The sequence below is a fragment of the Porphyromonas sp. KLE 1280 genome (genome assembly GCF_000700805.1).
In the GTDB taxonomy this organism is placed as follows: Bacteria; Bacteroidota; Bacteroidia; order Bacteroidales; family Porphyromonadaceae; genus Porphyromonas; species Porphyromonas pasteri.
This window is the reverse complement of sequence record NZ_KL362965.1, coordinates 1-12,347: the sequence shown is the minus strand read 5'-3', so window position 1 is coordinate 12,347 and position 12,347 is coordinate 1. Positions and strand designations below refer to the sequence as shown.

The 12,347-nt window shown below is 57.7% G+C and carries 9 protein-coding genes, 2 tRNA genes and 1 rRNA gene; 7 read left to right on the top strand and 5 right to left on the bottom strand.

All coding sequences use genetic code 11. The features are described 5' to 3' along the window. Positions 1-6 precede the first annotated feature (6 nt). From HMPREF1121_RS06410 to HMPREF1121_RS06380, 7 genes are all read left to right on the top strand, one after another. Complete coding sequence (locus HMPREF1121_RS06410; RefSeq protein ID WP_044115438.1) at positions 7-1,563, top strand: T9SS response regulator signal transducer PorX; 1,557 nt, start codon at positions 7-9, stop codon at positions 1,561-1,563. 7 nt (positions 1,564-1,570) lie between these two features. Beyond that, complete coding sequence (locus HMPREF1121_RS06405) at positions 1,571-2,206, top strand: HAD family hydrolase (RefSeq protein WP_044115437.1); 636 nt, start codon at positions 1,571-1,573, stop codon at positions 2,204-2,206. Between the two features lie 66 nt (positions 2,207-2,272). Further along, entirely contained in the window at positions 2,273-3,019 is a 747-nt protein-coding gene (gene gpmA / locus HMPREF1121_RS06400) for a 2,3-diphosphoglycerate-dependent phosphoglycerate mutase (RefSeq protein ID WP_009433363.1), read from the top strand. A gap of 187 nt (positions 3,020-3,206) precedes the next feature. Beyond that, entirely contained in the window at positions 3,207-3,770 is a 564-nt protein-coding gene (locus tag HMPREF1121_RS06395) for a hypothetical protein (RefSeq protein WP_044115435.1), read from the top strand. A gap of 626 nt (positions 3,771-4,396) precedes the next feature. Next, positions 4,397-5,416 (top strand): cation diffusion facilitator family transporter, encoded by a 1,020-nt coding sequence (locus HMPREF1121_RS06390; protein ID WP_084151998.1) that lies wholly within the window; start codon positions 4,397-4,399, stop codon positions 5,414-5,416. A 46-nt stretch (positions 5,417-5,462) separates the two neighbouring features. Beyond that, on the top strand, positions 5,463-7,538 hold the full coding sequence (locus HMPREF1121_RS06385; RefSeq protein WP_044115434.1) for a putative porin: 2,076 nt from the start codon (positions 5,463-5,465) through the stop codon (positions 7,536-7,538). Between the two features lie 9 nt (positions 7,539-7,547). After that, on the top strand, positions 7,548-8,342 hold the full coding sequence (locus tag HMPREF1121_RS06380; RefSeq protein ID WP_044115433.1) for a transporter substrate-binding domain-containing protein: 795 nt from the start codon (positions 7,548-7,550) through the stop codon (positions 8,340-8,342). A gap of 93 nt (positions 8,343-8,435) precedes the next feature. On the opposite strand, the gene truA is transcribed toward HMPREF1121_RS06380, so the two are convergent. From truA to HMPREF1121_RS06355, 5 genes are all read right to left on the bottom strand, one after another. After that, positions 8,436-9,197, bottom strand: coding sequence for a tRNA pseudouridine(38-40) synthase TruA (gene truA, locus HMPREF1121_RS06375; protein WP_044115432.1), 762 nt, complete (start codon positions 9,195-9,197; stop codon positions 8,436-8,438). A gap of 7 nt (positions 9,198-9,204) precedes the next feature. Then, positions 9,205-11,556 carry a type I DNA topoisomerase gene (topA, locus tag HMPREF1121_RS06370; protein ID WP_044115431.1) on the bottom strand — a complete coding sequence of 784 codons (2,352 nt, stop codon included), beginning with the start codon at positions 11,554-11,556 and terminating at the stop codon, positions 9,205-9,207. Positions 11,557-11,742: 186 nt separating this feature from the next. Then, positions 11,743-11,816, bottom strand: a tRNA-Ala gene (locus HMPREF1121_RS06365). Between the two features lie 17 nt (positions 11,817-11,833). After that, positions 11,834-11,907, bottom strand: a tRNA-Ile gene (locus HMPREF1121_RS06360). Positions 11,908-12,044: 137 nt separating this feature from the next. After that, positions 12,045-12,347 (bottom strand): 16S ribosomal RNA (locus HMPREF1121_RS06355); the annotation flags it as partial.

Sequence of the window (12,347 nt, the reverse complement as noted above, 5' to 3'; positions counted from 1 at the left end):
CAAAGTATGAGCAGCAACAAAGTATATCAGATCCTCTGGGCAGACGACGAAATCGATCTGCTCAAGCCACATATCCTCTTCCTCAAGGAGAAGGGCTACGAAGTGACGCCCGTCCTCAGCGGCGCCGATGCTATCGAAGCCGTACAGACCCAGAACTTCGACCTCATCTTCCTCGACGAGAACATGCCGGGGATTACAGGCCTGGATGCCCTGCAGCGCATCAAGGAGCTACGCCCCTTCCTCCCCGTCATCATGATCACCAAGAGCGAGGAGGAAGAGCTGATGAACCAAGCCATCGGCGGTAAGATCACCGACTACCTCATCAAGCCCGTCAACCCCAATCAGCTCCTGCTGTCCCTGAAGAAGAACCTTCACCAGAGCACGATCATCAGCGAAGCCACGACGATGAACTATCGTCAGGAGTTCGCTCAGCTCAGCGCGCAGATGAGCGACCGCCTCTCCATCGACGAATGGAAGGACCTCTACCGCCGCCTCGTGCACTGGGAGATCGAGCTGGAGCAGGGCGACGCGCAGATGAAGGAGCTACTGGAGATGCAGAAGACCGACGCTGGCCGCCTCTTCAGCCGCTTCATCAGCCGCAACTATGAGGGCTGGATCCGCGAGCCCGAGACGCGCCCGCTGATGAGCCCCGACCTCTTCAAGACGAAGGTCTTCCCTCTCTTGGACTCGGGCGAGAAGGTCTTCTTCATCCTCATCGATAACTTCCGCTACGACCAGTGGGAGTCGGTGAAGGCGATGCTGAGCGAGTTCTACACCTTCGACGAAGACCTCTATCTCTCGATCCTCCCCACGGCTACGCAGTACGCTCGCAATGCGATCTTCTCAGGGCTGATGCCGCTGGACATCGCGAAGATGTTCCCCGATCTGTGGGTCGACGAAGAGAGCGAAGAGGGCAAGAACCTCAACGAAGAGCCGATGATCCAGACGCTCATCCAGCGCTACCGCAAGAACTATTCCTTCTCCTATAATAAGGTCTACGAAGCCCGCTTCGGCGAGCGCCTCTTAGGCAACCTCAATAGCCTCAAGCAGTATCAGCTGAACGTCATCGTGCTGAACTTCGTCGACATGCTCTCCCACGCCCGCACCGAGAGCAAGATGATCCGCGAGCTGGCCAATACCGAGGCTGCGTATCGCTCGCTGACGCGCAGCTGGTTCCGTCACTCGACGACGTACAACCTCTTCAAGCACATCTCCGAGATGGGCTACCGCGTGATCCTCACCACCGACCACGGTACCATCCGCGTGAAGAACCCCGTGAAGATCGTCGGCGACAAGAATACCAATACCAACCTCCGCTACAAGGTCGGGAAGACCCTTACCTACAACCCCAAGGAGGTCTACGAAGCCATCGTACCGGCGAAGATCGGCCTGCCACAGGTCAATCTCTCCGACCGCTATGTCTTCAGCTACAGCGATGACTTCTTCGCTTATCCGAATAACTACAACTACTACGTGCAGTACTATCGGGACACCTTCCAGCACGGAGGGATCTCGCTCGAAGAGATGCTCATCCCGCTGATCACAATGCAACCCAAACCATAGAAACTGAATGATAAGAAACATCGTATTGGACCTCGGCGGCGTCCTCTTCCGACTGGATCGTGAAGAGGCCCTACGCCGCTTCTCTGCCCTTGGGGTACCTGACGTCGAGAAGATGCTGGATCCCTACCTTCAGAGTGGCTACTTCCTCCAGGTCGAGGACGGGCGTATGACGGAGCCCGAGTTCCGTGCAGCGCTCAGCTCGCTGGCAGGTCGTACACTCACCTACGACGACATCGCTCACGCTTACTTCGGCTTCCTCCGCGAAGTAGACGCCTATAAGTTCGACTTCATCGAGGAGGAGCTCGGGGACTACCGCATCTTCATCCTCTCCAATACCAATCCCTACGTCATGGACTTCTGCGAGTCGGATCGCTTCCTCCCCAGCGGCCGTCCGCTCTCGTCCTTCTGCGAGAAGAAGTTCGCCTCCTGCGAGATGGGGATGGTCAAGCCCGACCGCCGTATCTTCGAGACGATGCTGCGCGAGGGGAATATGCGCCCCGAGGAGACGCTCTTCCTCGACGACGGCCCAGCGAACGTAGCCATGGCGCGTGAGTTCGGCATACACACCTACCAGCCCCTCAATGGCGAGGACTGGCGGGAGCCCGTACGCCAGCTCCTCCACCGACTCAACCAGCACGGATAAGTTTGGCTATCTTTGCAGTCGATAAACGAGCACATTACTAATTCATTTATAGACCATCAACGAATCATGAAGAGAATTGTACTGATCCGTCACGGCGAAAGCGTGTGGAACAAGGAGAACCGCTTCACTGGCTGGACGAACGTAGACCTCTCCGAGAAGGGTGTCGAAGAAGCTAAGAAGGCTGGGGCCATCCTCAAGGAAAACGGCTTCCACTTCACGCAGGCTTATACCTCCTACCTCAAGCGCGCTATCAAGACCCTCAACCAGATCCTCGACGTCATGGACCTCGACTGGATCCCCGTAGAGAAGAGCTGGCGCCTCAACGAGAAGCACTACGGTATGCTTCAGGGCCTCAACAAGGCTGAGACGGCTGAGAAGTACGGTGACGAACAGGTGAAGATCTGGCGCCGTAGCTACGACGTGCCTCCCACGCCGCTGGCTGCTACCGACGAGCGCGCACCTCAGGCTGACCCCCGCTACACGGGTGTCGTACCTGCTTACCTGCCCCTGACCGAAGCGCTCTGCCACACGGTCGCTCGTACGCTCCCCTACTGGGAAGACAAGATCTTCCCATCGCTCATGCAGCACGATGACGTCCTCGTAGCAGCTCACGGTAATAGCCTGCGCGGTATCATCAAGGTCCTCAAGGGCATCTCTGACGAAGACATCGTCGAGCTGAACCTCCCCACGGCCGTTCCTTACGTCTTCGAGTTCGACGATGAGCTCCGTCTCGTCAAGGACTACTTCCTCGGTGACCCCGAAGAGATCAAGAAGCTCATGGAGGCTGTAGCCAACCAGGGTAAGAAGGCTTAAGCCTACGACTCCCCACTACTTGTTAGATAAAAGCGCCCCAGATAGCACGTGCTATCTGGGGCGCTTACCTATATATAGGTATATTGCAGACTGTGAGCCATTAAGCCTACATATTGAGCTACCTTTGCTCCTCGTAGGGAGGGACTTTTCCCTCCGTCATCGTATCACACTTAGTCCGTTCACAGACATGAATACCAAAAAGTGGGCTTCGGTCCTTCTCCTCGCTGGCCTCACCCTCGGCCTCTCCTCCTGCGGTGGCAAGGAAAACAACGAGCCCAAGCCAACACCAAACCCCATCGTCACTGGCACCGATGGCACCTACACCATCAGCAAGGTGACGGTCACTCCCGCAGAAGTCACCCTCGAAGGCATCGGTAAGATCAACCTCACCGAGTTCAACTTCGGCGAAGCAGTCCTCGGCACGGGCGAGTTCACTCAGGTCACGCTCAAGGGCAACAAGATCACCTTCACCGGCAAGCAAGGCTCTCGCGAATACGAAGTACAGAATGGTGCTACTATCCACACCCCTAAGCACGGTGCTATGCCCTTCGCCCCCAAGGTAGGTAGCTTCTCCGTCAAGGATGGCAAGCTCTCTGGTCAGCTGGATCTCTCCATGTACATCATGTACCTCAATAGCTACAAGACGCGCTACGGCAAGAGCCCCAGCGAAGAGATCACGAAGATCCTCACCGCACTCAACAAGGCTGAGACGAAGTCGACGATTGCCTTCGAAGGCACCGTCACGAAGTAACCCACCCCATACTCTACCCTTGGCTAAGATCAGGAGGCTGCACACTGCAGCCTCCTGACCTTAATGCTTTATACAAGGGATCACATTCTCTTTAGGACGAGGGCAAAACATCCTCTCCTACAAGAGGGTAATATGAACCTATATTGGTCAGCGGGCGAACCTATATTGGTCGACGCGTGGACCTATATTGGTCCGTGAGCAAACCTATATAGCTCACCCCAGCGACCACTATAGGTTGCTTTTCCATCCTCTACAAGATCCTTCAGCATCCCTTACACCGACGCACTTCCTCCCCGCACATCTTAGGTGAATAATTCCCCTAAAGGTGTAGGATCTCCACCACACGCAGCACCTTCCCCACAGCCTTATCCCCAGCGTTATCCCCGAAGAATACCCACAGCACCGACGCATTGGCATCGGCACATTCGCACCAAGAGCAGTGCAGCATCCTCACCATCTACCGACTTATCCCCAGGCTTATCCCCGAGGAATGTGGACGAGGAAGAGGATAACACCAGCGTGGAAGTGCGTCCTTTGTAGGGTGTACACAGGGGAAAGAGGGGGAATAGTTGTACTTTTGTGTCAAGAAGTAAGCCACTTCAATTAACGTATCGTAAACAACTCCTATGAAGCCCCACGAGCACGAGCATGAGCACGGAGACGTGTGTGCTCACGAACATAATCACGACCACGACCACTGCGGTCATGATCACGACCACGGTCATTCCCATAGCCACGGACACAGTCACGGCCATGGGCATCACCACCACCACCATCATGCGGAGGGGAATATCCTCATTGCCTTCCTGCTGAACCTCTTTTTCTCCATCATCGAGCTCTTCGGTGGGCTCTACACGGGTAGTGTAGCGATCCTCTCCGACTCGCTCCACGACCTCGGGGACTCCTGCTCGCTCGGTGTGGCATGGTACCTCGAGCGCCTCTCGAAGAAGGGCCGCGATAGCCACTTCAGCTACGGCTACAAGCGCTTCTCCCTCCTCGGCTCGCTTCTCATCTCCACCATCCTCTTAGTGGGCTCGGTCTTCGTCATCAAGGAGTCCATCGAGCGCCTGATCATGCCGACCGATCCACCTCGTGCGGGTGCTATGCTCGTCCTCGCGGTCTTCGGTCTCCTGATCAATGGCTTCGCTGCCTGGAGAATGAGTGGCGGCACATCGCTCAACGAGCGCTCCATGCGCCTGCACCTGATGGAGGACGTCCTCGGATGGGTAGCGGTACTCGTGGTGAGTATCGTGATGTACTTCTTCCCCTCCTTCAAGATCCTCGACCCCCTGCTCTCCCTCGGCATCACCGCTTGGATCCTCTACAATGTCTACTTTGCCCTGCGCGACAACTTCCGCATCCTCCTGCAGGGGGTGCCCGAAGGCGTGGACCAAGAGGCCTTCGCTGAAGAAGTCCGTGCCCTGCCTGGGGTGCTCGACCTGCACGACCTACATATCTGGACGCTCAATGGCGAGCAGCATATCGCCTCCCTGCACATCGTCTACGATGGTGTAGGCACCACAAGCCCAGAGGCTCTCGCTGCCCTCAAGGAGTCAGTGCGCCAGGTCGCTCGCCGCTACCAGCTCGACCATCTGACTATCGAGCTCGATCCTCGGGGATGCAGCTGCGGTATGGAGCAGTGCTAATCCCCCCCCTCATCGTCCGTATATTTCCCCAGCCTCATTCTACTTAATGAAGATAAGAAGCCTCCTGCTCCTTGGTCTCCTCGGCCTCAGCTCCGCCACGCTATTTGCCCAAGAGCCCGTGCGCCCCTACGATCCCTATCAGGTACGTGAGGTCGTCGAGGTTCCAGATGAAATCAAGATGGTCCGTGGCGACAAGCTCAAGGCCTATAAGATCACACCCGATGTGGCGCGTGCCGTACGCGTCGAGATGCCCGACACGCTGACGCACTACACCTTCGAGTACATCTCACCGGAGTTCCGCTCCCTCGGGGTCTCCTATCTGGGGAATACAAATAGCCAGTGGCAGGCGAAGCTCTTCTTCGATCGCCCCCGCCGTGTCGGCGACTTCTTCTATACCGACGGCTACTACCGCATGCTCTACACGCCCGATGCGGTGCGCTACTACGACACGAAGACGCCCTTCACCTACGTGCGCTATCACAAGAACTTCAAGAGCAACGAGAGTGAGGACGTCATCACGGCGGACTTCGGAGCGAACCTCGGCAAGGAGCTGAATGTCGGAGCGAGCTTCGACTACACTTATGCCAGTGGCTTCTACACGCAGGGGCGTAGCAAGGATGCTCGCTACCGCGTCTTCACCTCCTATCGTGGCGACCGCTACGAGCTCTTCGGCTACATCGCCAACGACTACTACAAGCAGGAGGAGAATGGTGGGATCACCAACGCTGACTACATCTACAATCCCGAGCGCTACACGAATAGCCGTACCAAGATCAGTTCGCGCGACGTACCCGTACTCATCAGTACCGGTGAGCTGACGAACCGCATCCGCTCTGGTCACGCCTACCTCGCACAGTCCTATCGCCTCGGCTCCTACCGCACCGTCAAGCGCAAGCAGCCCCTTCCCATAGAGGGTCAAGAAGGCTCCGAGGCTCTCCAGAGCCTCGACTCCACGTACTTCGTCCCCGTGGGCGGTATCTCGCTGACGACCTACTACAACAAGCAGAGCCGTCGCTTCTTCTCCCACACCGAGAGCGACCAGTGGGGCACGGTCTTCGGCACGCCTGCCGTGACCCATACCCGCACCAATGCCGACGGCACCACGACGACCTATACCCTCCCGAACGACACCGCACAGCTCGTCACCCTGCAGAATACCGTCGCCCTCTCTCTGATGGAGGGCTTCCGCCCCTGGGTAAAGTTCGGCCTCTCAGCCTACCTCCGTCAGGAGAACCGCTGGGCATCGCTCCCCGACCTTGCCACAGAGCGCTACACTCGCACGGCACTTAGCTCGACCTTCATCGGTGGGCTCATCGAGCGTCGCGAAGGCACAGGGCTAAACTTCTCCGCCCGTGGAGAGCTGGGTGTCCTCGGCTCGGACCTTGGCGCCTTCAAGCTTGAGGGGGATATCCGTACCGCCTTCAGCCTCTTCCAGAAGCGCTTTGCCCTCGAGGCCGACGCCTATGTCGACAATGCTCGCCCCTCTTACTTCGCTGCACATCACCACGGCACCTACGGCTGGTGGGACAAGTCGCTGAGCTTCACTCGCCGTGCTGAGCTCGGTGGTCGTGTGCACCTCTCCTCATGGGGTACGAGCTTCGAGGCACGTACGGCAAGCCTGCAGAACTATATCTACTTCGATAGCAAGGGCGAGACACAGCAGCACTCCGACCTCATCCAGGTCCTCGCGCTGCGTGCTCGACAGGCAGGATCCTTCGGCCCGATCAACTGGGATCTTGAGGCTGCCTATCAGCAGTCTTCTGTGCCCTCCGTGCTACCTCTACCTTCGCTCACGGCAGCAGCTGACGTGTATCTGCGCTTCCTCTTGGCGAAGGTCCTGCGTGTCGACCTCGGCATCAAGGGCTATTGGCACTCTGCCTATCACGCGCCCTACTATATGCCGACCGACCAGCAGTTCGCCCTCCAGACGGAAGGCAATGTCGGCGGACAGGCTCCGCTACTCATCGCCTATGCGAACTTCCGACTGAAGCGTGCACGCTTCTTCCTCCAGATGTACAATGTGGGTGAGGCCTTTATGACCAACGAGCGCCTCTCGATGTACAAATACCCCTACAACCCGATGCACCTCTCCGCAGGTGTCGTCGTCGACCTCAACAACTAACCCTCTCCTATGGCTAAGCTCCGCACGAATACCCGCCTCTGGGTATATGCCTTCCTACTCCTCCTAGCCATCGCTATGCTCCTCTACCTGCGCCGTCAGGTCAAGACAAGCAAAGAGGCGGCCTCGCTCCCATTCATCGAGCGCGACTACCCCGAGATACGCAAGGAGGGCACACTTCGCCTCCTCGCAGGCTACGGCAGTGGTGGAGAAGTGCAGGGCGGACAGCTCTCGGGCGCTATCTACGAGCTCGCCAAGCAGCTGGAGAAGAAGAGCGGGCTACGTGTCGAGGTCGTACTGGAGAACCGCTGGGACGAAGCCCTTCGCCACCTCAGCACCGGCACGGCAGACCTCGTTGCCCACCCCATCACGCATACCTCGGCGGTAGATACCACCCGCTATATGCTCTTCGCTGAGAAGACCTCTGGACCTATCTACCTCGTGCAGCGCCGTGCAGACAGCGCACACCACATCAGCCGTCAGGTAGAGCTCGCAGGGCACTCCATCACCCTGCCGAAGGCCTCGCCCCTCTCGCTCTTCATCGAGCACCTCGGCGAAGAGATCGGCGACAGCCTAAGCATCCAGGTCGACACGCTCTACGCTGCCGAGCAGCTCGCCATGCAGGTCGCCTCGGGGAAGATCAACTATACCGTCTGCACCTCTGAGGAAGCCGAGCGCTTTGCACGTCTCTTCCCTGCACTGGACTGCACTCTCCCGCTGAGCTACTCCGTACGCACAGCTTGGCTCATGCGCCGCAATTCGCCCGCACTTCGCGATAGCCTCATCGCTTGGGGCGTCGGGCAGTAAATACCCCTTCCCCTTATACATAAATAGCGCAGGCTCCTCCGCCCATAGTGGCGAAGGAGCCTGCGCTATTTATTAGAGATATGTGGGAGGAGCTTAGTCCAGATACAGCTCTTCGGGATAGCCGACAGCCTCGAGATAGAGGGCGTGTCCTGGAGCTGACGAGCCAGCACGACCGCGATCCTTGGCTTCGACGACGGCAGCGAAGTCCTCGACAGACAGGCGCCCCTTGCCTACTTGGAAGAGCGTCCCGACGACGGCACGCACCATATTGCGCAGGAAGCGGTCGGCCGTGATCGTGAAGATCCACTGACCAGGCTCCGCGCCTGCGCGCCAATAAGCCTCCGTGACACGGCAGTTATTCGTCTTGACGTCGGTATGGAGCTTGCTGAAGCTCGTGAAGTCCGTGAAGCTCAGGAGCTGCTCGGCAGCTACATTCATCCGCTCGAAGTCCAGCGGGAAGTGCAGGCGCAGCATGCGTGACTCCTGGAAGGGATCCTTGCGCAGCGTCACATAGTAGCGATACGTACGGGAGGTAGCGCTGAAGCGTGCATGTGCCTCGTCCGTCACGGGGCGGATGCTATGCAGAGCAATGTCATGGGGGAGGTAGCGGTCGGTGCGGAAGATCAGCTCACGTGCGGCCTCGAGGTCCATCGGCAGATCGACGTGAGCGACCATACCACGGGCATGGACGCCAGCATCTGTGCGTCCAGCACCGACGATAGCGATAGGCTCGGGAGAGCGCGAGACGAGAGTCAGCGCCTTCTCGATAGTCTCTTGGACGGTCGGAGCATCGGGCTGGGTCTGCCAGCCGCTGTAGTTCGTGCCGTCGTAGCTCAGAGAGATGAAGTAGCGCATCTACAGCTTAGCTCTTCGACTTCTTTGCGCGGGGAGAGGACTTGCGAGCTGCCCCCTTACGAGCCGTCTTCGCAGGCGTCTCAGCGATGAGCTTCATGCAGTCATCGTAGCTCATCGACGTGGGGTCGACATCCTTGGGGAGCTTGTAGTTGTCGGTCTTGTACTTGAGGTACGGGCCGAAGCGACCGGTACGGATCGAGAGGTCAGCATCTTCAGCAAAGGACTTCAGGAGACTCTTCTCCTCGCTCTCACGCTTCTCACGGATGATCTCAATAGCTTGCTCTGCGGTGCAGGAGAGGGGATCGGTGTCCTTAGGCAGACTGTAGAACTTCCCTGCGTGGCGAACATAGGGGCCGAAGCGACCCACTGCGACCGTCATTACCTCACCCTCATACTCACCGATATTCTTCGGTAGGTCAAAGAGCGCAAGGGCTTCTTCGAGGGTAATCGTCTCAAGCGACTGCCCCTTCTGCAGCGAAGCAAAGCGGGGCTTCTCGGCATCCTCTGCCGTACCCAGCTGTGCCATGGGGCCGTAGCGGCCGATGCTGACCGATACCTGCAGCCCTGTCGAGGGCTGTACACCGAGGATGCGCTGGCCGACACGCTGAGCAGGACGCTCATGCGTGGCACGCTCTACCTCGGGGTGGAAGCGCTGGTAGAAGTCGCCTATAGCGCCTGACCAAGAGGTCTTCCCTTCGGCGATCGTATCGAACTCTTCCTCGACACGTGCCGTGAAGTTGTAGTCTACGATATTGGGGAACTGGTCGACGAGGAAGTCATTGACGACGATACCCACATCGGTAGGCAGGAGCTTCCCCTTGTCGGCGCCGTAGACTTCGCTCTTGACAGCACGCTTGACAGCGCCATCCTTGAGGGTCAGTACGGCATAGTTGCGACGCTGGCCCTCGCGGTCAGCACGCTCTACGTAGCCACGATTCTGGATCGTCTGGATCGTGGGAGCATAGGTCGAAGGACGGCCGATGCCGAGCTCTTCCATCTTGCTTACCATCGAAGCCTCCGTATAGCGGGCAGGGCGCTGTGTGAAGCGCTCTTCCCCCGTGAGGGCTTCGAGCGAAAGAGCTTCGCGCTCCTTGACTGGGGGGAGGAGCTTCGTCACCTCCGCATTGCCTTCCTCTCCCGTCGACTCCATATAGACATCGAGGAAGCCTCGGAAGGTGATCACTTCACCCTGTGCGGTGAAGGCATAGTCTGTACCAGAGACGGGGATCGATACGGTCGTGCGCTCGATCTCTGCGTCAGCCATCTGCGAGGCAAGGGTACGCTTGCGGATCAAGTCATAGAGACGCTGCTCCTGAGGCGTACCACCGACACGCTCGCGGTCGATATAGGTGGGACGAATAGCTTCGTGAGCCTCCTGCGCACCCTTGCTCTTAGTCTGGAAGCGGCGGGGCTGGTGGTATTCCTTCCCGGGGTGCTTCTCGATCTGACGAGCGATAGCGCCGAGGGCTTGCGAAGAGAGGTTGACCGAGTCGGTACGCATATAGGTGATATGCCCCGATTCGTAGAGGGACTGCGCGAGGCGCATCGTCTGCGAGACGGAGTAGCCGAGCTTGTGCGCGGCCTCCTGCTGCAGCGTAGATGTGGTGAAGGGTGCAGCTGGCGAGCGGCGAGCTGCACGGCGCGTGATCGCACCGATAGAGAAGTCTGCCGTAGCACAGCGTGTCATGAGGGCCTCAGCCTCGGCTTCGGTAGCGAAGCGATGATTGAGCTCTGTCAAGAGACGCTCACCCGAGGGGAGGACAAAGGTCGCCTGTAGGCGGTAAGAAGATTGGGGTACGAAGGCTGTGATCTCACGCTCACGGTCGACGATGAGTCGGACGGCTACGCTCTGCACACGCCCTGCCGAGAGCGAGGGGCGGATGCGCTTCCACAGTACGGGAGAGAGCTCGAAGCCCACGATACGGTCGAGGACGCGGCGTGCCTGCTGCGCATCGACAAGATTCATGTTCACCTCACGTGGGTGCTCCAGGGCATGGAGGAAGGCTTCGGCGGTAATCTCGTGGCAGACGATACGGCGGGTCTTCTCTGGCTTGAGCTCGAGGGCTTCGCTCAGATGCCAAGCGATGGCTTCTCCTTCGCGGTCTTCATCGGAAGCGAGGTAGACGAGGTCGGCTTTCTTTGCTGCGGCTTTGAGTTCGCGCACCAGGCTCTTCTTGTCCTCGGTGATGACGTACTCGGGGCGGAAGTGATCCTCTACATTCACGCTGAAGGAATGCTGCTTGAGGTCACGCACATGGCCCGCACTGGCCATAACCTTATAGTCGTTCAGTTGATGTTTTTTGAGAAAGCCAGAGATCAGCTCGGCCTTCTTCGGAGACTCTACTATAACTAAATTCATCTACGGATTACCCTATCTCTTCTATTATAATGGTTACGGGCAGGCACGCCCGGTGCAAAGGTAGCAAAAAGCCCCCACCCCTGCATACTCAGCGCACTCTAAAGATCAGACATAGAGTACAAGAGGGGGCTGGATACAAAAAAATCGGCTCACCTCGTATGAGGCAAGCCGATCATCTTGAAAAAGTGGAGAATAACGGATTCGAACCGTTGACCCCCTGCGTGCAAGGCAGGTGCTCTAGCCAGCTGAGCTAATCCCCCAGGTAAGTCACTTAAAGTAGTCCCAGGCAGATTTGAACTGCCGACCTCTACATTATCAGTGTAGCGCTCTAACCAACTGAGCTATAGGACTGTCTTTAGGACTATAATAAGGTGAGAAGAAAAGATATCGACAGCAGAAGCGAGTACGCACATTCAGAAAAATCACCTAACTCATCTCTTACGTACATACTACACTAACTATACTAAAGCCCATTTTCAGAACTCCAGAAAGGAGGTGTTCCAGCCGCACCTTCCGGTACGGCTACCTTGTTACGACTTAGCCCCAGTCACCTGTATTACCCTAGGCCGACCCTTGCGGTTACGGACTTTAGGTACTCCAGACTCCCATGGCTTGACGGGCGGTGTGTACAAGGCCCGGGAACGTATTCACCGCGCCATGGCTGATGCGCGATTACTAGCGAATCCAGCTTCACGGAGTCGAGTTGCAGACTCCGATCCGAACTGTGATAAGGTTTAGAGATTCGCATCCTGTCGCCAGGTAGCTGCCCTTTGTCCTTACCATTGTAACAC

What these genes read in the sequence shown, in the direction of transcription:
- HMPREF1121_RS06410 (WP_044115438.1), top strand. Translation starts at nt 7, where the DNA reads ATGAGCAGCAACAAAGTATATCAGATCCTCTGGGCAGACGACGAAATC.
- HMPREF1121_RS06405 (WP_044115437.1), top strand. Translation starts at nt 1,571, where the DNA reads ATGATAAGAAACATCGTATTGGACCTCGGCGGCGTCCTCTTCCGACTG.
- gpmA (WP_009433363.1), top strand. Translation starts at nt 2,273, where the DNA reads ATGAAGAGAATTGTACTGATCCGTCACGGCGAAAGCGTGTGGAACAAG.
- HMPREF1121_RS06395 (WP_044115435.1), top strand. Translation starts at nt 3,207, where the DNA reads ATGAATACCAAAAAGTGGGCTTCGGTCCTTCTCCTCGCTGGCCTCACC.
- HMPREF1121_RS06390 (WP_084151998.1), top strand. Translation starts at nt 4,397, where the DNA reads ATGAAGCCCCACGAGCACGAGCATGAGCACGGAGACGTGTGTGCTCAC.
- HMPREF1121_RS06385 (WP_044115434.1), top strand. Translation starts at nt 5,463, where the DNA reads ATGAAGATAAGAAGCCTCCTGCTCCTTGGTCTCCTCGGCCTCAGCTCC.
- HMPREF1121_RS06380 (WP_044115433.1), top strand. Translation starts at nt 7,548, where the DNA reads ATGGCTAAGCTCCGCACGAATACCCGCCTCTGGGTATATGCCTTCCTA.
- truA (WP_044115432.1), bottom strand. Translation starts at nt 9,197, where the DNA reads ATGCGCTACTTCATCTCTCTGAGCTACGACGGCACGAACTACAGCGGC.
- topA (WP_044115431.1), bottom strand. Translation starts at nt 11,556, where the DNA reads ATGAATTTAGTTATAGTAGAGTCTCCGAAGAAGGCCGAGCTGATCTCT.